Origin of the sequence: Chitinimonas arctica, assembly GCF_007431345.1 — a bacterium.
GTDB lineage: Bacteria > Pseudomonadota > Gammaproteobacteria > Burkholderiales > Chitinimonadaceae > Chitinimonas > Chitinimonas arctica.
Genome location: NZ_CP041730.1, coordinates 2,082,220 through 2,101,307 on the forward strand (window position 1 = coordinate 2,082,220; position 19,088 = coordinate 2,101,307).

Here is a 19,088-nt window from a genome sequence, read left to right on the forward strand (position 1 = left end):
CCAGACTCTGCGTATCCATCCAAACGTGACCAGTTGGCAGCTTTGGTCCAAGCTGCCCCAGGAAATCCGCACGCAGCCTATCCAAGCACCGCCAATGCACGCTCAGAGGATGCGCCTCACGGGCGGAGCAAATCCACACTTGCAGGCTGCCAACACACGCAAACAGGGAGTTCCTGTTTAGCGGGGCGTTTGCTTTTCAGAAGATTCTGCGGGCCTGAGCGGCACCGAGACGCCCCGACACCGCGCTGGCGCTAGACCTGCGCTCCAGACATGAATGGCAAAGCTCCAGAGATGAATGGCCAACGACAACCCCGCCCAGCTCTTGAAATGCACCCGCCTCGCCCATATCATTAGCACTCGTTAGCAGTGAGTGCTAACAGCGAACATCGATTTCCTGATTTTTGCCTGTTACGGCATTGCAGATAATCCCCCAAAGGAGCAGACCCTATGAAGATTCGTCCCCTGCACGACCGCGTCGTGATCAAGCGTGTTGAAGCCGAAGAAAAGACCGCCTCGGGCATCGTTCTGCCTGGCAACGCAGCCGAGAAGCCGGACATGGGCGAAGTGGTATCCGTGGGTACCGGCAAGCTGCTGGACAATGGTTCGGTGCGCGCCCTGCAGGTCAAGGCCGGCGACAAGGTGATCTTCGGCAAGTACAGCGGCCAGACCGTGAAGGTCGATGGCAACGAACTGCTGGTGATGCGCGAAGAAGACATCATGGGCGTGGTCGAAGCCTGATCGCCTGCGCGATCGAGTAAACGGATATCCCTGAGCGGCCCTTCCCACGAGGAAGCGCGGCGCCTGGCGCCCCGGCCGCATGGCAACGAATTTGGAGAGTAAGAACATGGCTGCAAAAGAAGTGAAGTTCGGCGACAGCGCTCGCGCGAAAATGGTTATCGGCGTGAACATCCTGGCCGATGCCGTCAAGGTGACCCTGGGCCCTAAAGGCCGTAACGTCGTGCTGGAGCGTTCCTACGGTTCGCCCACCATCACCAAGGACGGTGTGTCGGTCGCCAAGGAAATCGAGCTGAAGGACAAGTTCGAGAACATGGGCGCGCAGATGGTGAAGGAAGTGGCTTCCAAGACTTCCGATATCGCCGGCGACGGCACCACCACCGCCACCGTGCTGGCACAAGCCATCGTGCTGGAAGGCATGAAGTTCGTTGCCGCCGGCATGAACCCGATGGATCTGAAGCGCGGCATCGACAAGGCCGTGATCGCCCTGGTCGGCGAACTGAAGAACATCTCCAAGCCTTGCACCACCTCGAAGGAAATCGCCCAGGTCGGTTCGATCTCGGCTAACTCCGACGCCAGCATCGGCGACATCATCGCCACCGCGATGGACAAGGTTGGCAAGGAAGGCGTGATTACCGTCGAAGACGGCAACAGTCTGGAAAACTCGCTGGATACCGTGGAAGGTATGCAGTTCGACCGCGGCTACCTGAGCCCGTACTTCATCAACAACCCGGAAAAGCAGATCGCTTCGCTGGACAACCCCTTCGTGCTGCTGTTCGACAAGAAGATCAGCAATATCCGCGACCTGCTGCCGGTACTGGAGCAAGTGGCCAAGGCTGGCCGTCCGCTGCTGATCATCGCCGAAGATGTCGAAGGCGAAGCCCTGGCTACCCTGGTGGTCAACAATATCCGCGGCATCCTGAAGACCGTCGCCGTCAAGGCGCCTGGCTTCGGTGACCGTCGCAAGGCCATGCTGGAAGATATCGCCATCCTGACCGGCGGTACCGTGATCGCCGAAGAAATCGGCCTGACCCTGGAAAAGGCCAGCCTGGCCGATCTGGGCCAAGCCAAGCGCGTCGAAATCGGCAAGGAAAACACCACCATCATCGACGGCGCCGGCAAGGCCGAAGCGATCCAGGCGCGTGTTGGCATGATCAACAAGCTGGCCGAAGAATCGACCAGCGACTACGACCGCGAAAAGCTGCAGGAACGTAAGGCCAAGCTGGCCGGCGGCGTGGCCCTGATCAAGGTTGGCGCAGCCACCGAAGTCGAAATGAAGGAAAAGAAGGCACGCGTGGAAGATGCACTGCACGCTACCCGCGCCGCCGTGGAAGAAGGCATCGTGGCCGGTGGCGGCGTTGCCCTGCTGCGCGCCCGTTCGGCCATCGCCGACCTGAAGGGTATCAACCCAGACCAGGACGCCGGTATCAAGATCGTGCTGCGCGCCATCGAAGCTCCGCTGCGCCAGATCGTCCAGAACGCCGGCGACGAGCCAAGCGTGGTGGTTGCCAAGGTGCTGGAAGGCAAGGGTAACTTCGGTTACAACGCCGGTACCGGCGAGTACGGCGACATGGTGGAAATGGGCGTGCTGGACCCAACCAAGGTGACCCGTTCGGCGCTGCAACACGCCGCTTCGATCGCCGGCCTGATGCTGACCACCGATTGCATGGTGGCCGAGCTGCCGAAGGAAGACGGCCCGATGGGCGGCGGTGGCATGGGCGGTATGGGTGGCATGGGCGGTATGGACATGTAATGTCCGTTTAGCCTTGCGCTATCGAGAAAAACCCCGCTACTGCGGGGTTTTTCTTTGCCCGCTTACGGGATAAAATGCCGTTGGTATAGCCATCTCGTCCGCTTGTCAGGCAAGATTCCCTTCCTCCCGGGGGAGCTGTTACCTTCCAGCTCAACGAATCCTGCCACCCGACCGGCGCATGCGCCCCGTGGCAGGCAAGAGTATCCCCGTAAGCGCCGAAGCGCGGCCAGGGACAGATCAGGGCAAATGCATGGCATGGGCCATAGGTATTCAGACAAGGAGCCGGTAATGAAAAAGAATCAGTTCAAAATAAAGGCGCTATATGCGGGGGTCTGCATGGCCATGGCCAGCCAGGTCGCCCACGCCGCCGCCAGCCCGTATCCAGCACTACCGCCCACCCTGTCCTCGGCGGTTACGCCCAATATCATGCTGCTGATCGATAACTCGGCCAGTATGTTGCAAGTCGCAGCAGATCCATCTCCGTTTACGCGCGGGGATCTCTGCCCGGACCCCAACAACAACTGGTCCTCATGCATCAATAATAATACCGGTGGCTGGCGCACTACAATGGATAGCCCTACGCTCACTCCCAATAACAAAATGAACGTTGCCAAGGGCGTGGCTAAGGAATTGATCAGACTAAACCAATCCCTGCGCTGGGGGATTGCCTCGTTCCACGTAGCCAACCCCAATACCATAGGCGGCAGCGAACGTGGTGAAGCTGGCATTATCGTTTCGAACATCCTGCAAGCCGATCAAACCACGGGGGGCGTATCCAATAAGACCATATTGGATAATGCCATCGATAGCTTACGCGGTAGAACCGCCACGCCGTTGGGTGAAGCCTTGCTGGAGGTCACCCGCTATTTTGAGGGCAAAACGTCCTACACCAACAAACCCATCCCCGGCGGCGGCACGACCTATACCAGCCCCATTCAGTACCGCTGCCAAAAGAACTTCACCATCGTATTGACCGACGGCGACTCGACCAACGACGACAGGCTGCCTGGCAGCCCCAATGCTGCGATTTCGTACACCAGATGGAATTCCGCGGGCTCGCAGGAAACCAAGAGTTTCTCCGTCTGCACCGGTGTCAGCGCGAATTGCCCAGCAAGCTTGGAAGGCCAGACCACGACTCCGGGCTTCGGCTCCTCTACGGGTCGCTTCCGCGCGCTGCGTGACGTGGCGAAATACGCCAACGACCTGGATATGAAGCCGGGCTCAGGAAACGACGCCGATGGCAAACCGTACGATGACCCGAAATTCCCTAACCAGAATATGCAGACCTATACGGTGGGTTTCGGGGTGGATAATGACGTTCTGCCCGCAGCTGCCCAGGTCGGCGCCGGGAAATACTATACCGCCCTCGGCCAAGCGGAACTGACCAGCGCCCTGAGCAACGCCGTGTCCAGTATCATGGCAGCCTCCTCGAATGCCGGCGGGGTGGCGGTGCTGTCCGACTTTGCCCAAGCCGATAACTATGTTTACCAGCCCGTTTTCAGCCCCGATGGCTGGTATGGCGAGCTGCGCCGCTATAAATTGCTGCCTGACGGCAAATTCGATTTCACCTCCTTGCTGGAAGCGAATGCGGTGCTGAAGCCGCGTGCCGCAAGCTCTCGCCTTATTTATTCCGCCAAGACGGATGCAAGCTCGACCACGGCTTTTGTCTTTAACGACACGGCAGGGCTCAGCGCCATGACGGCCGCCCAGAAAGCCTTCCTGGGCGCCACGACACCAGAACAACAAAATGTCATCAATTCGCTGCGCGGCACCAATGTCACCAATTTCCGAGACCGGACCAACAATAAGCTGGGCGATATCATCGACGCCCAACCGGTGGTGGTAAGCGTCCCGTTCGGCTACTCCAACGATAGTACCTACACCACCTTCAAGACTACCCAGGCCAACCGTGGCATGGTATTCATCGGCTCGAATGACGGCATGCTGCATGGTTTCAATAAAAACAATATGGAGGAAGTGCTCGGCTACATTCCTTCCTCGGTTTACCCCAACCTCAAGCCCATTACCGACAAAGACTACGGCAACCCCTCTGCGCCGCACGTACACGCTGTGAATGGTCCGTTGCGGCAGGGTGATGTCAAAATCAGCGGCGCCTGGAAAACCTTGCTGGTCGGCGGCCTGGGCCAGGGCGGGCAAGGCTATTATGCGCTTGACGTGACCACGCAACTCCCGTCCCCCTCCGCGCCGAACCCCGGCTCAATACCGGCCCCGACTCCCGCCACCACGGTAAAATGGGAATGGAGTGAAGCCAAGGATAAATCGGTCGGGTATTCCTTCCCCAACTCCATTATCTATAATGTGCGCATGGGGTCCGGTAGCGTCACGCCCGCCGTTGTCCTGACCAATGGTTATGAAAGTGGCTTCGATAACTCAACCGACCCCGCATACGACGACACGGCCAATAGTTCCGCGCTATTTATTCTCAACGCCAATACGGGCGCGCTGATCAAGAAGATCGCCTTGCCCGCCACCAGCACCGGCCTATCGGCGCCGGCCGGGGTGGACTTTGGTCAGGATGGCGTGCTTGACTATGTCTACGCTGGCGACGTCAATGGCAATATGTGGCGCTTCGACCTGACCTCGGCCGACGCTACCGGCTTCAAGGTGGCAACCAACCCCATCTTTACCGCCAAGAAGGGCACTACCGCCCAGCCCATCATCATGCGACCGGCCATCCTACCCGTAAACTATGCCGACGGTGCGCCGCACGGCAATCTGGTCATATTCGGCACAGGCAAGTTGTTGACACCGGCGGATCGGACCGACACCAACGAGCAAACCCTATACGGCATTTTGGACGAGTTGGCAGCCAACCCAACCACGGTCCCCGCAACAAAACTCGTGGAACAAACCATCATGGCTACCGGCTCGGTGGTCGACCCCACCAAGCGCGTAGGCAGTTACCGCCGGGTTTCCGACAATACCTTGGACCTTACCAGCAGAACAGAGCTCAATCTGGGATGGTTCGTCGACCTGACGGACAGTAGCGAGCGGCTGGTCGCATCGCCCATGCTTTACGATGACCGGGTGTTTTTGGGCACGGGCGTGCCTGTGACGGTCGAGAAGTGCGTGGCGGGCGGCAAGGGCTGGATCATGGGGCTGAATCCGATGACCGGCGGCGTGATGAAGACAAAGAGCAACAAACCCTTCTCTTTTGTCGATATCAACAACGACCTAAAATCGACTGACGCCGATATGGTCAACTTCGGCGGCACCAACGCTTATGCCAGTGGCTATGGCCTGGACGGCATTCCCACCGAACTGACCTTTGTTCAGTCGGATCGTGTCATTACCATGCCTACCGTTGCAAATGATGGCAGCACCGCCGGTGGCTCGGTCGCCTTGTACGAAGCCAATTATCAAGCGGTTTATACTGCCAATGCGCCTGCGGGGACACAGGTGGGCCAACCGATACCGCGGCCTGAATCCAAGGACGGCTCCGGCAAGAATTACGACTGTACCGTGGGCACGACCAACTGTCCGCCGACGAATATCCTGAAGGCGCCAGGCGGTGTTCGCGTCGTACCGATCAACTTCCGTCAAATCCCGAGGTAGTAAACCCCCAGGATAGATCCGTCGCTTCGGCCGCGCGGCGCCAACCGTCGCGCGGCCGGCAATACAGCGCTGTAGCAGGATAGAATGTCGGCTTTTTGCGGCATCACGGATGCAGTAACAGGAGCAGCCTTCGGGCCGCTGCCTTATGTAAGGAATGGTGCGCCAGTCGCCCTTATTTAGTCCATTTAGCGGGAAGTACTCCCACCATGACAATAAAGACATACCCATACCGGCCAGGCGGTTTTACCCTTATCGAGGTCTTGATCGTGCTGGCGCTGATCGGGGTCATGACCGCGATCGCCGTCCCGTCCATGGCGCGATACGTGAACAATGCCAAGGTATCCGGCGCCGCCACGGAGATGCTGTACGGCTTGCGGGCAGCGCGTAGCCAGGCCATGGCAACGGGCAATGTCGTTACTTTCTGCGCCGCCAGCGCGGCGAATTCCTCGACTTGCAACACGAGCGGCACTGCCGACTGGGCTAACGGCTGGATCATGTTCTCGACCAAGGGCGGGACCGCATCCGAGGACAAGCGTTCGAATCAAATCAAGGGCATGACGATCACCAGCAGCCAGACCACGGTCAATGCGCTCACCTTTGCCGCCGGTATAGGCTCGACCTCGACGCTTACCTTTACCCTCTGCAAGACCGGCGCCGGTAGCTCGACACCTGGCCGCCAGATTGTCGTCGGTACCAATGGCAAAGCCGTTATCAAAACATATAACACCTGCACCTAGGGAGCCCGAACATGAAGTCGCAACAAGGCAGCTTACTGCTGGAAGCCTTGATTACATTGGCCATATTAAGCATCGGCTTGCTGGGCATCGGGATGCTGCAGGCACGGTCCCTCAACGTCGGCACCGGCAGCTATTACCGCAGCATTGCCTCCGATATCGCCTCGGATCTAGCCGATCGGATCAATAGCAATCGCTCCCCTTTTATAGCCGATAGCGATTCCACCGGCGTCATATCCCCGCCCGAATACGTGATGACATGTACAGGGACAAACACCGACACCCCGTCGTGTGGTGCAGGCACCTCGCAGGCGCAAAAAGATATGATCGCTTTCCACCAAGCAGTGCGGCAGTTACCGGGCGCAACGGGCAGCATCGCCAAGAGCAACAATTCCTACACCATCACTATCACCTGGGTTGACAGCAAGCGAGCCAACACTAGCACCAATACCAACAACAATAGCTTCACTACGCAGTTCGCAGCTCCGGTCTAGGATAAAATCATGTTTGCACAATCTCCAAACAGCCAGCGCGGCTTCAGCCTTATCGAGCTGATGGTGGGTGGTACGGTCGGCATGGTCATGCTGTTCGCGGTTTCGGCGGTTTTTCTCAGCAGCCAGCGAGCATCCCGCCAGCAACGGGCACAATCGGAAATTGCCGAAGAAGGGCGCTACGCGCTGGATACCCTCAAGCGTTTCGTTATGCAGGCCGGCTATCGGCAACCCGACCTCAATATCCCCAGCGCAACCGCCATCTTTCCTCCAGCGCCGCTCAATAGCGAGGCGATAGGATCGACCGGCAGCGATCTGATACTGCGTTTCCAAGGTTATGGCAGCCTGGCCTATGGCTGTGATGGTGCAGCCATCAATCTTGGCACCGGCAACGACTGGAATCAGATGTCCATCGCACTGGATTCCGCCAACAAGAAAATCACCTGCACACCATCATCTGTCGCTACAGGCGGCGCAACTGGCGGAGCCGCCGGCACGGCGGTGGACTTGGTCGGCGGAACGGACTCTGCAGTGAAAGTTACCGCCTTCGAGCTCCAATTCGGCTACGACGATACCACCAACCCCTCCAAATATGACGTGGGTTGCATGTATAGCAGCACCATACAGGGCGATTGCTTGGCCGATAGCTACAAGACGGCCGCCCAGGTAGGCAGCAACTGGAATCGGGTGGTGGCGGTACGGGTTTGCCTCAAGATGGAAACGGTCAAGGACGCATTTGAGGTAAGCACTGCACAGAAAGTACTCAGTTGCACCGACGGTAGTATCGCCTCGCAAAACAGCAAAAAACTGATTCGCACCTTTACCACGACCAGCAGCTTGCGCAATCTGGTCCGGGCGAAAATGGAATAACTCATCATGCCAAATTTTGCTTCTCCAGCCCGCTCGCGGCAATCCGGCTTTGTCCTGGTCATCTCGCTGATTTTCCTGGTGGCCTTGGTGGTGTATGTCATCTATGCCATGCGCGTCGCCACCTTGGGCGAGCGGATCGCCGGCAATGCCAAGCAACGCAATACGGCCTTTTACGCCGCACAGACAGCACTGCGTCGCGGCGAAGCCATGATCCTTGCCCAGGAAGGCATTGTAAAAAACAACACCGGCACACCACTTACCACGGTAGATGCAATTCCTGGCACCTGGAGCGCAGCGGAGGGCAACACTGCTTCATCCCTGGAATGCAACCTCGCTACCCTCACAGCCAATTGCGGCCTGCCGGGCGAATCCGGTACACCTAATGCCCGCTGGCTTATCACTGACGCTGCTACCACAAAGTTTAGTATCAGGCGCCTGAGGAAGGGCTCGGCGGACGGTAACGCGGATTACTATGTGGTCACGGCGATCGGCTATGGCAAGACTACAGATACCGCCGTCGTCCTCCAGCAAGTCGTCCAGGTAAATACCTAAGCGTATCGCTCTCTCCGTCTACTGGAAAACCTTATCATGCCATCCTCTCGTGCACGCGGCTTTACCCTGATCGAATTGATGATCGTCGTAGCCATTATCGGCGGCTTGCTGGCGATAGCCCTACCTGCGTATAGCCGCTATATGATCAAGAGCCGCCGTGGCGGCGCCGAAGCCGCCTTGATTGCCGCCGCGCAAGACTGCGAGCGTTTTTTCACCATGAATCAGACCTATGCAAGCTGCATTCTGACTACCGACGCGGTCTTCGACGATATCAAAAAAGATTATGACATGTCCGTGGATGCCAACGGCATTACCGTCACCCCAAAGACCACCGGCAGACAAAAGAACGATGGCGCGGTTCGGATCGAATTTTCCGGGGCGCGTAAATGGGACAAGAACAACAACGCCTCTTTCGAAGCAGGCGAAGTTTTCTAAACCGGCAAGGTCAATGGTGCTGCGCCATTGACCTTGATCAAATCTGTCCTATTCTGTATCGAGCGTGCCCGGCCTGGAAACCGCCGAGTGCAATTGCGGCTTTCCTTTATATCCTCGTTAGCACGGCCTTGAAGTACGGCCGGCACATTGCTTTTGCATGTCAGATCGGGTTTAATCCGTACAAGGCAGCATTATGCTTTGGTCATATGGGGTTTGCGCGTTATATCGGCAGACCCTGTGTCACCCCCAGCTATCGTTAAAATAAGGAATTGACTGTGATGCGCACGGCAATGCTCTCTCACTCCAAGCACTGGCTGTACCGCGGTGCGATCGTGACTTCGGTCGCGTGGTTGGCCGCTTGCGGCGGACCGGGCGACAATAACACGGGACTCCCGTCCACCACGCCAGTCGCCTCTTCGGTGAACGTTATCGCTAGCAGCGCGCAGCTGAATTCCGACGGCAAGACGCCGATTGGCGTGACCGTATTGGTCAAGGATGCCAATAACCAGGCGCTGAAAAACCAGCCTGTCACCTTTTCCGCCAGCAGTGGCGTGGTGACCGCGGCATCCGACACGACCGATGCGAATGGCACGGTCAATGCCACGCTCAACACCAGCGGCGACCCCACCAACCGTGATATCACCATTACCGCCAACGCGGGCAAGGTGACCGGCAAGACCTCGGTCGTGGTTTCGGGTAGCAGCATCGCGATTTCCGGTAGTTCGTCCATCGTATTCAATAACTCCAGCGAGCTGCTGCTGAAGGTATCGGACGCTGGCGGCACCGGCGTCAACAATATCCCGGTCACGATTACCTCGCCCCTGGGCAACCGCCTTGCCGTGGGTAGCCAATCCGCCGATGGCAAGCTCGGCGCTTCCACCGACGTCAACGGCCAGGTAAAGGTAACCGTCACCGGCACCAAGCCCGGCACCGACAACATCGTGGTCGAAGCACTGGGCGCACAGAAGTCGTTCGCATTGCTGACCAGCAATTCGAACTTCACCTTCGCGACCCCAACCGCAAGTTTGGCCGTCCCTATCGGCGGTACGGTCACACCCGTCACCGTCCACTGGGAGAATAACGGTCAACCGGTTGCCGGCCAGGTGGTGAATTTTGCCGCTACGCGTGGCGCCCTGACCGCATCGTCCGCCGTGACCAATGCGCAAGGCAATGCGACCGTCGGTATCTCGTCCAACCAGGCCGGCACGTCGACGCTCCAGGCTTCGGCGGCAGGCGGCACGCCCCAGACCACGGTCGGCCTCGTTTTCGTTGCGGTTTCGGCCTCGCGTATCGACCTGCAAGCCGACAAGACCACCGTTTCCGTCTTCAAGCCCAACTCGCCTACCAGCGTAGCCACCATCAGCGCCGTCGTGCGCGATGCCAGCAGCAACCTGGTTCGTGGTGCGAAGGTTGACTTCTCGGCATTGGATGTGACCGGCGGTGCGCTGAATTCCGCCAGTGCAACCACCGACGAAAGCGGCGTCGCTACCGTTCTTTACACTGCCGGCAGCACCAGCAGCGAACAGAACGGTGTCAAGATCACCGCCACGGTCAAGGACGTGAACGGCACGCCCGTCAGCACCAATATCGGCAGCACCATTGCCCTGACGGTCGGCGGCCAATCGCTGTTCGTGCGCCTGGGGACCAATAACACCCTCACCGGTGACAACAACGTCAATACGCAAACCTTTACCGCCATCGTTACCGATGCGGCGGGCAACCCTGTCCAGGGCCAGACCGTTGTTTTCCGTTCCAAGCCTAGCTACTACGAGAAGGGTGTGTTCGTGTTGCGTGGCGAAAACTGGGAGCCACTGTCCATCGCCGGCAAATGTATCAGCGAAGACTTGAATAACGACGGCATCCTGAACCCGGGTGAAGATCTCAATACCGACGGTACACTCACCCCTGGTGGCGTTGCAGGCATCGTCGGCACCGCTGTCACCAATGCGCAAGGTGTGGCAACGGCGGATCTGACCTACTCGAAGCGGTACGCCTTCTGGGTCACCACTGATATCGAAGCGACGGTCAAGGTGGGTGGTAGCGAGTCCAGGTCGGTCATCACCGGTTACAACCTGGCTGGGGTCAAGGGTGACTATGTCAAGGACACTCGTCCACCAGGCGATCTCGAGCTGGTTCAGGGCTACCTGATGACATCGACCATCACCACCATTACCAATGTGTGGAAGGCAACACCGAACCCTTGCGTGCTTAGCCAGAGCTGTAGCGTCGGCGATGCCGCAAACTTTGTCATCAGCACCGACAAGTTCCAGCCGTCGACTCAGCAGATCTCCGGTCCGGTCTCGTTGTTCTCGTCCGCTCCTCCCCTGGACAGTTCGGGCACCTATGTCGGCAGCCGCACCCCCGCCCTATGTGTCCTGACCGACTCCAGCGTTGGCTATTGCGTCACCGAGACCATCGTCACCGTCAAGGACACCATCACCGCCGGTTCGCAAAACCAGGTGAAGAGCCCGTTCGGTCGCAGCGCCTCGTGCAACAACGCGAACTAAGCAAGTAGCTGTATCTAGCACTCAGTAAAAAGGCCGCCAGGGGAAAAACCTGGCGGTCTTTTCTTATATGCGGCGCCGCGTCCTACAGAGGACCGCTTCCTGGTGGAGACCTGCTAATCACGGGTCGCTTGCTTCTCCTGACCAGCCCTGATCTCCCGGCTTTCCTTCTTCAACCCAGCCCCGACCGGGCACACGCTTGCCGCGAAGTTCGCCAAGGTATTGGCCAGATTATCCGGCACCAAGCGATACCAGATGAACTGCCCGCGCCGCGTGCTCTCCACCAGGCCTGCATGCTCCAGAATGCGCAAATGCTGCGACAAGGCAGGCTTGGACATCTCGAAGCGGCTCGCGATATCCCCGGCGGTCAGCTCCGCTTCCGACAGATAAGCCAGGATTTTTCTGCGCGGCGTGGAAGCCAGCGCCTCGAAAACGGATTCGATATTCGTGTTTGACATTTATGTATTTAGTTAATTAACATCTATCTAAATAATATGCGTGCCTGCGCCTGGCGGCAAGCCTTTTAGTGATCGAACGAGGTCGGCAACCGGCAGCGCATCTTCAGCAATCGCGAGGACACGCTGGCCAGGCCAAGGCAGGCGCATTTCAGCGACATCCACATCGAGGTGCACGGCTCGGTAGCACCGTCTTCCGGCACCGCCTGATGTGAATGGCCGTGGTTTGCTACACCTGCGGATGCGCCCGCTCCCGCTCATCCACCAAGCGGTTCAAGGCCGACAAGTAGGCCTTGGCCGATGCGACGATGATATCGGTATCGGCGCCCTGGCCGTTCACTACCTTGCCGTTGCGGGCCAGGCGTACGGTGACTTCGCCCTGGCTATCGGTGCCGCTGGTGATGGCATTGACCGAGTAGAGCTGCAGGTCGGCGCCGCTGGCGGCCAGTGTCTCGATGGCCTTGAAGGTGGCATCGACCGGTCCGGAGCCGTGCGACTGTACCAACTTCTCGGCACCGTCATCGTTCAGCACCAGGCTGGCGGCCGGGGCTTCGCCGGTTTCCGACACCACCTTCAGCGAGACCAGCTTGTAGCGCTCCAAGGCTTCGGCCGGATCGACCACGCCGATCAGGGCGAAGATATCTTCGTCGAAGATTTCGCGCTTCTTGTCGGCCAATGCCTTGAAGCGGGCGAAGGCGTTGTTCAGGGCCTCTTCGCTATCGGGCAGGATGCCCAGTTCCTGCAAGCGGCTGCGGAAGGCATTGCGGCCGGACAATTTGCCCAGGGTCAGCTTGTTCTGTGCCCAGCCGACCGATTCGGCCGACATGATTTCATAGGTTTCGCGATGCTTGAGCACGCCGTCCTGGTGGATGCCGGATTCGTGCGCGAAGGCGTTGGCGCCGACGATGGCCTTGTTCGGCTGCACCGGATAGCCGGTAATGCTGGAGACCAGTTTGGAGCTGGGCACGATCTGCAAGGTGTCGATGCCGGTTTCCAGGTCGAAGATATCGCGGCGGGTACGTACCGCCATCACGATTTCTTCCAGTGCGGCATTGCCGGCCCGTTCGCCCAGGCCGTTGATGGTGCATTCCACCTGGCGCGCGCCGCCCAGCACCGCGGCCAGCGAGTTGGCCACGGCCATGCCCAGGTCGTTATGGCAGTGGGCCGACCAGATCACCTTATCGGAGTTGGGCGTGCCTTCGATCAGGCGCTTGAAGAAGGCCGTGGTCAGGTGCGGTACCGCATAGCCGACGGTGTCGGGGACATTGAGGGTGCGGGCGCCGGCCTGGATGACCGCGTCGAAGATGCGGCAGAGAAACTCCGGCTCCGAGCGCAAGGCATCTTCGGCGGAGAATTCGACGTCGTCGGTGTATTCGAGCGCCAGTTTCACGGCGGCAACGGCCGCCTCCACCACCTGGTCCGGCTGCATGCGCAGCTTCTTTTCCATATGGATGGGGCTGGTGGCGATAAAGGTATGGATGCGCCCGCGTGCCGCCGGACGGATCGCCTCGCCGGCCGCGCGGATATCGCGTTCGTTGGCGCGTGCGAGGGAGCAGACGGTGGAATCCTTCACCACTTCGGCGATGGCGCGGATGGATTCGGCATCGCCCGGGCTGGCGGCGGCGAAACCTGCTTCGATGATGTCCACACCCAGCTTTTCCAGCTGTTTGGCGATACGGATCTTCTCGTCCCGGCTCATGGCGGCGCCGGGACTCTGCTCGCCATCGCGCAAGGTGGTGTCGAAGATATAAAGCTTGTCGGTCATGATATGTCTCCAGTCTCGTTTTTTTGTGTGGATCAAAAAGCAAAATGCCGCCGGGCCATAAGGGCCGGGCGGCTGTGCGTTTGCGTATTCGTTGGGTGTGTGGCGTTTTCAGCGCACTAGACGGAACAGCGGCCCGGAGACGATATCTCAGCTAGTAGTAGTAGCGACAGGGGGCGGCTGTTGAAGGAATACATGGCTGACAGAGTAAGAGTGGTGGGCGCGGGCTGTCAAGCCTTCTTTGCCGGCCGCAGCCACGACCAGATCGCCAGCGCATAGCCGGACAGGCCGTACAGGATAAACAGGGTGAACAAGGCCACCGGCGGCCTGGCGGCAATCGCCACCAGGACGAACAGGATGGGCAGCAAGACAAAGAAGGGCACTGTCTTGCGTACGTTCACTTCCTTGAAGCTGTAATAACGGACATTGCTGACCATGGTCAGCCCGGCGAACAAGGTCACCGCCAAGGCGACCCAGCGCAGCAGCTCGCCACTCCATTGCATTTCCAGCGAGACCCACACGAAGCCGGCCACGAAGGCTGCCGCCGTCGGCGAGGGCATGCCCTGGAAGAAGCGCTTGTCGCCCACTTCCAGCTGGGTATTGAAACGGGCCAGGCGCAGGGCGGCGCCCGCGCAATAGATAAAGGCCACGATCCAGCCCAGCTTGCCCAGGCCGCGCAAGGCCCATTCATAGACCACCAGGGCCGGCGCCACACCGAAAGAGACCATGTCGGACAGGGAATCGAACTCGGCGCCGAACGCGCTCTGGGTATGGGTCATGCGGGCGACCCGCCCGTCCATGCCGTCCAGCACCATGGCCACGAAGATCGCCACGGCGGCCGGCTCGAAATTGCGGTTCATGGCCTGGACGATGGCGTAGAAACCGGCAAACAGGGCGGCCAGCGTAAAGCTGTTGGGCAGTAGGTAGATGCTCTGCCGACGCAGCTCGCGCGCGCGGCCAGGCGGGGTCAGGGGGCGCATGCGGGTTTAGTTCAGCTCGGCAAGAATGGTTTCGGTCGCGCTGACGATATCGCCGACGGCCACTTTGGCGCGGGCATCCAGGGGCAGATAGACATCCACCCGCGAGCCGAAGCGGATCAGGCCGTAGCGCTGGCCACGGGTCAGCTTGTCGCCGACCTTGGTGTAGCAGAGGATACGGCGGGCCACCAGGCCGGCGATCTGCACGAAGGTCACGGTTACGCCCTCGGGCGTTTCGACCACCACGGCGTTGCGTTCGTTTTCCACCGAGGCTTTGTCGAGGGCCGCGTTCAGAAAGGAACCGGCGAAGTAATCGACCTTCTTGACCGTGCCATCGACCGGGCTGCGGTTGGAATGCACGTTGAAGACGTTCATGAAGACGCTGATCTTGAGCGCTTCACGGCCGGCGAAGGGGTCCATCGCCTTTTCCACCACCACGACGCGACCATCGGCCGGGCACAACACGGCCTTGGGGTCCTGCGGAATAACGCGGGCCGGATCACGGAAGAACTGCAGCACAAACACCACGACGATCCAAAGCGGAATGGACAGCACCGGGGCAAAGTAGCTGACGACAGCGGCGGCCACGATGGCGATGGCGATAAAAGGCCAGCCTTCGCGCGCGATAATGGGGTGGGGATAGTGGTTCAAGCGACAACCTCAAGGGAGTTGCGGCGGTATTTTTGCCGAGAGTTGGTCAAGATTCTAGCATGCCAAAGAAAACGGGCCGCAAGAGCGGCCCGAACTTATTGCTATACAGCCTGCGATCAGTTCTTGCTTTGGTCCACCAACTTGTTGGCCTTGATCCACGGCATCATGTCGCGCAGCTTTTCACCCACGACTTCGATGGGATGCTGGGCGTTCAAGCGGCGGCGGGCATGCATGGACGGATAGTTGGTCTTGCCTTCCAGGATGAACATCTTGGCGTATTCGCCGGACTGGATGCGCTTGAGCGCATTCTTCATGGCGGCGCGCGATTGTTCGTTGATCACTTCGGTACCGGTCACGTACTCGCCATACTCGGCATTGTTCGAGATCGAGTAATTCATATTGGCGATGCCGCCTTCGTACATCAGGTCGACGATCAGCTTGAGCTCGTGCAGACACTCGAAGTAGGCCATTTCCGGGGCATAGCCCGCTTCGGTCAGGGTTTCGAAGCCCATCTTCACCAGTTCGACCGCACCGCCGCACAGCACGGCCTGTTCGCCGAACAGATCGGTTTCGGTTTCCTCGCGGAAATTGGTTTCGATCACGCCACCCTTGGTGCCGCCATTGGCCGCGGCGTAGGACAGCGCCAGGTCGCGGGCCTTGCCCGACTTGTCCTGGTAGACGGCGATCAGCGACGGTACGCCGCCGCCGCGCTTGTATTCGGAACGCACGGTATGGCCGGGGCCCTTGGGGGCGACCATGATCACATCCAGGTCGGCACGCGGCACGATCTGGTTGTAATGGATATTGAAACCATGCGCGAAGGCCAGGACGGCGCCCTGCTTGATATTCGGTTCGATATCGCGCTTGTAGACGTCCGGCTGGCTCTCGTCGGGCAGCAGGATCATCACGACGTCGGCGCTCTTGACCGCCTCGGCCACTTCCCTGACGTCCAGGCCGGCATTGGCGGCCTTGGACCAGGAAGCACCGTCCTTGCGCAGGCCGATGGTGACATTGACGCCCGAATCCTTCAGGTTCAGGGCGTGGGCATGGCCTTGCGAGCCGTAGCCGACGATGGTGACTTGCTTACCCTTGATCAGGGAGAGGTCGGCGTCTTTGTCGTAGAAAACTTTCATGGTCTTTTCCTTGTTCATTTGGCGGCATCGCAAATGGGCCGCGCAGGGGATATGGGGTTGTAGCGTTCGGGCAGGCGGATCAAATCTTCAGGATGCGTTCGCCGCGGCCGATGCCGGAGGCGCCGGTCCTGACCGTCTCCAGGATCAGCGTCCGGTCCACGGCTTCGATAAAGGCATCCAGCTTGGAACTTTCACCGGTCAATTCGATGGTGTAGGTCTTCTCGGTCACATCGAGAATCCGGCCGCGAAAGATTTCGGCCATGCGCTTCATCTCGTCGCGATCCTTGCCGGTGGCCCTGACCTTGATCAGCATCAGTTCGCGCTCGACATGGTCCGACTCGTTCAGATCGATCACCTTGACCACTTCGATCAGCTTGTTCAGCTGCTTGGTGATCTGTTCGATCACATCGTCCGAACCGCTGGTCACCACGGTCATCCGCGACAAGGTCGGGTCTTCGGTGGTCGAGACGGTCAGTGAATCGATGTTGTAGCCGCGGGCCGAAAACAGGCCCACCACCCGGCTCAACGCGCCGGCTTCGTTTTCCAGCAGGATGGAAAGAATATGTCGCATGCTTCTCTCCCTCTCAGCTCAAATTGCCGTAGTCGCGCTCTTTGGCGACGGTACCGGCTTGCAGATGACGCATATGCGGCGGCAGATCCATCTGGCTCAGGCCACGATTGTTCTGCACCATGGGGAAGACGTTCTCGGACTGGTCGGTAATAAAGTCCATGAACACCAGCCGGTCCTTCAGCTTCATCGCCTCGCGCAGCACCGGCTCCACATCGGCCGGCCGCTCGATCTTGAAGCCGACATGGCCATAGGCCTCGGCCAGTTTCACGAAATCGGGCAAGGCATCCATATAGGATTCGGCATAGCGGTTGCCGTAGAAGAACTCCTGCCACTGCCGCACCATGCCCAGATAGCGGTTGTTCAGGTTCACGATCTTGACCGGCACGTGGTACTGCTTGCAGGTCGACAGTTCCTGGATATTCATCTGGATGGACGCTTCGCCGGTCACGCAGGCAACCGTGTCGTGCGGATTGGCCAGTTGCACGCCCATGGCCGACGGCAGGCCGAAGCCCATCGTGCCCAGCCCGCCGGAGTTGATCCAGCGGCGTGGCTTGTTGAACTTGTAGTACTGCGCCGCCCACATCTGGTGCTGCCCGACGTCCGAGGTGACAAAGGCTTCACCACCGGTCACTTCGTACAGCTTTTGCACCACGAATTGCGGCTTGATGATGTCGCTGTCCATGTCGAAACGCAGGCAGTCGTGGCCACGCCATTCTTCCAGCTGGCGCCACCAGCTGGCCAGGTGGTCGGGGTTGGGGCGCTGGCCGGACTGGCGCAAAATCGCCAGCATCTCGTCCAGCACATCGCGCACATTGCCGACGATGGGGATATCGACCTTGACGCGCTTGGCGATCGAGGACGGGTCGATATCGATATGGACGATCTTCTTGGGCGAGCTGAGGAAGTGCGAGGGTACCGAGATGACCCGGTCGTCGAAGCGCGCGCCGATGGCGATCAGCACATCGCAGTGCTGCATGGCCATATTGGCTTCGTACAGGCCGTGCATGCCCAGCATGCCCAGGTTCTGCTGATCGGAGCCGGAGAACGCGCCCAAGCCCATCAGGGTATTGGTCACCGGCACGCCCAGCATCTTGACCAGCTCGGTCACCTGTGCCGAGGCATTGGACAGCACCGCGCCGCCACCGACATAGATCAGCGGCCGCTTGGCTTCGTTGAGCAGGTTCACCGCCTTCTTGATCTGGCCGGGGTGGCCCTTCGAAGGCGGATTGTAGGAGCGCAGGCTGACCGATTGCGGGTACTGGAACTCGGCCTTGGCGATGGTGACATCCTTGGGGATATCGACGATCACCGGACCGGGACGGCCGGTCGTGGCGATATAGAAAGCCTTCTTCATCGCGCTGGCGATATCGCGCACATCCTTGACCAGGATATTGTGCTTCACGCAGGGCCGGGTGATGCCGACCATATCGACTTCCTGGAAGGCATCCAGGCCGATGGCCGGGGTGGGTACCTGGCCGGAGATGACGATCAGCGGGATCGAATCCATATAGGCGGTCGCGATGCCGGTAATGGCATTGGTGGCGCCGGGTCCGGATGTGACCAGGGCCACGCCGACCTTGTTGCTGGAACGCGAATAGCCGTCAGCCGCATGCACGGCCGCCTGCTCGTGGCGCACCAGCACATGCTTGAATTTGTCTTGCCTGAAAATTGCGTCGTAGATTTCGAGAACAGCACCACCCGGATAGCCGAAGACGAACTCAACGCCTTCTTCGTGCAAACAGCGGGTGAGGATTTCCGCACCAGAGATTTCCATGATGTCTTCCTTTGTGAAGAGGACACATACAGACCACGGGTTCGTGCGACCTGGACAAGCGAACCGGAAACAACGCACCGCGAGGCACGAAGGGGACACGCGCATTCGACGTCCA

Annotated in this window: 16 protein-coding genes; 9 read left to right on the forward strand and 7 right to left on the reverse strand. The window is 59.4% G+C overall.

Annotated features, from left to right (window positions below; translation table 11 throughout):
- Window positions 1-447: 447 nt before the first annotated feature.
- From groES to FNU76_RS09525, 9 genes are all read left to right on the forward strand, one after another.
- Window positions 448-738, forward strand: coding sequence for a co-chaperone GroES (gene groES, locus FNU76_RS09485; protein ID WP_144277978.1), 291 nt, complete (start codon window positions 448-450; stop codon window positions 736-738).
- 106 nt (window positions 739-844) lie between these two features.
- On the forward strand, window positions 845-2,488 hold the full coding sequence (gene groL / locus FNU76_RS09490) for a chaperonin GroEL (RefSeq protein ID WP_144277979.1): 1,644 nt from the start codon (window positions 845-847) through the stop codon (window positions 2,486-2,488).
- A 288-nt stretch (window positions 2,489-2,776) separates the two neighbouring features.
- Window positions 2,777-6,064, forward strand: a complete 3,288-nt coding sequence (locus FNU76_RS09495; RefSeq protein WP_179958412.1) for a pilus assembly protein — start codon at window positions 2,777-2,779, stop codon at window positions 6,062-6,064.
- 206 nt (window positions 6,065-6,270) lie between these two features.
- A complete protein-coding gene (locus FNU76_RS09500) occupies window positions 6,271-6,801 on the forward strand; it encodes a GspH/FimT family pseudopilin (protein ID WP_144277981.1) in 531 nt (176 codons plus the stop codon).
- An 11-nt stretch (window positions 6,802-6,812) separates the two neighbouring features.
- Window positions 6,813-7,292, forward strand: coding sequence for a type IV pilus modification protein PilV (gene pilV, locus FNU76_RS09505; RefSeq protein ID WP_144277982.1), 480 nt, complete (start codon window positions 6,813-6,815; stop codon window positions 7,290-7,292).
- A gap of 9 nt (window positions 7,293-7,301) precedes the next feature.
- Window positions 7,302-8,159, forward strand: a complete 858-nt coding sequence (locus FNU76_RS09510; protein ID WP_144280619.1) for a PilW family protein — start codon at window positions 7,302-7,304, stop codon at window positions 8,157-8,159.
- Window positions 8,160-8,165: 6 nt separating this feature from the next.
- Entirely contained in the window at window positions 8,166-8,711 is a 546-nt protein-coding gene (locus FNU76_RS09515) for a pilus assembly PilX family protein (protein ID WP_144277983.1), read from the forward strand.
- 36 nt (window positions 8,712-8,747) lie between these two features.
- Window positions 8,748-9,146 carry a type IV pilin protein gene (locus tag FNU76_RS09520; protein ID WP_144280620.1) on the forward strand — a complete coding sequence of 133 codons (399 nt, stop codon included), beginning with the start codon at window positions 8,748-8,750 and terminating at the stop codon, window positions 9,144-9,146.
- A gap of 278 nt (window positions 9,147-9,424) precedes the next feature.
- Entirely contained in the window at window positions 9,425-11,653 is a 2,229-nt protein-coding gene (locus FNU76_RS09525) for an Ig-like domain-containing protein (RefSeq protein ID WP_144277984.1), read from the forward strand.
- Between the two features lie 113 nt (window positions 11,654-11,766).
- Here FNU76_RS09525 and FNU76_RS09530 read toward each other — a convergent pair whose 3' ends face one another.
- The 7 genes from FNU76_RS09530 to FNU76_RS09560 form a co-directional block, all read right to left on the reverse strand.
- Window positions 11,767-12,108 (reverse strand): metalloregulator ArsR/SmtB family transcription factor, encoded by a 342-nt coding sequence (locus FNU76_RS09530; RefSeq protein ID WP_223879279.1) that lies wholly within the window; start codon window positions 12,106-12,108, stop codon window positions 11,767-11,769.
- A gap of 226 nt (window positions 12,109-12,334) precedes the next feature.
- Window positions 12,335-13,870 carry a 2-isopropylmalate synthase gene (locus FNU76_RS09535; RefSeq protein WP_144277985.1) on the reverse strand — a complete coding sequence of 512 codons (1,536 nt, stop codon included), beginning with the start codon at window positions 13,868-13,870 and terminating at the stop codon, window positions 12,335-12,337.
- A 227-nt stretch (window positions 13,871-14,097) separates the two neighbouring features.
- Entirely contained in the window at window positions 14,098-14,847 is a 750-nt protein-coding gene (gene pssA, locus FNU76_RS09540) for a CDP-diacylglycerol--serine O-phosphatidyltransferase (protein WP_144277986.1), read from the reverse strand.
- 6 nt (window positions 14,848-14,853) lie between these two features.
- Window positions 14,854-15,495: a phosphatidylserine decarboxylase gene (locus FNU76_RS09545; protein WP_144277987.1), complete on the reverse strand. Its 642-nt coding sequence runs from the start codon at window positions 15,493-15,495 to the stop codon at window positions 14,854-14,856.
- Between the two features lie 116 nt (window positions 15,496-15,611).
- Window positions 15,612-16,628, reverse strand: a complete 1,017-nt coding sequence (gene ilvC / locus FNU76_RS09550; protein WP_144277988.1) for a ketol-acid reductoisomerase — start codon at window positions 16,626-16,628, stop codon at window positions 15,612-15,614.
- Window positions 16,629-16,707: 79 nt separating this feature from the next.
- A complete protein-coding gene (gene ilvN / locus FNU76_RS09555; protein ID WP_144277989.1) occupies window positions 16,708-17,199 on the reverse strand; it encodes an acetolactate synthase small subunit in 492 nt (163 codons plus the stop codon).
- A 13-nt stretch (window positions 17,200-17,212) separates the two neighbouring features.
- Window positions 17,213-18,973: an acetolactate synthase 3 catalytic subunit gene (locus tag FNU76_RS09560; RefSeq protein WP_144277990.1), complete on the reverse strand. Its 1,761-nt coding sequence runs from the start codon at window positions 18,971-18,973 to the stop codon at window positions 17,213-17,215.
- Window positions 18,974-19,088 lie beyond the last annotated feature (115 nt).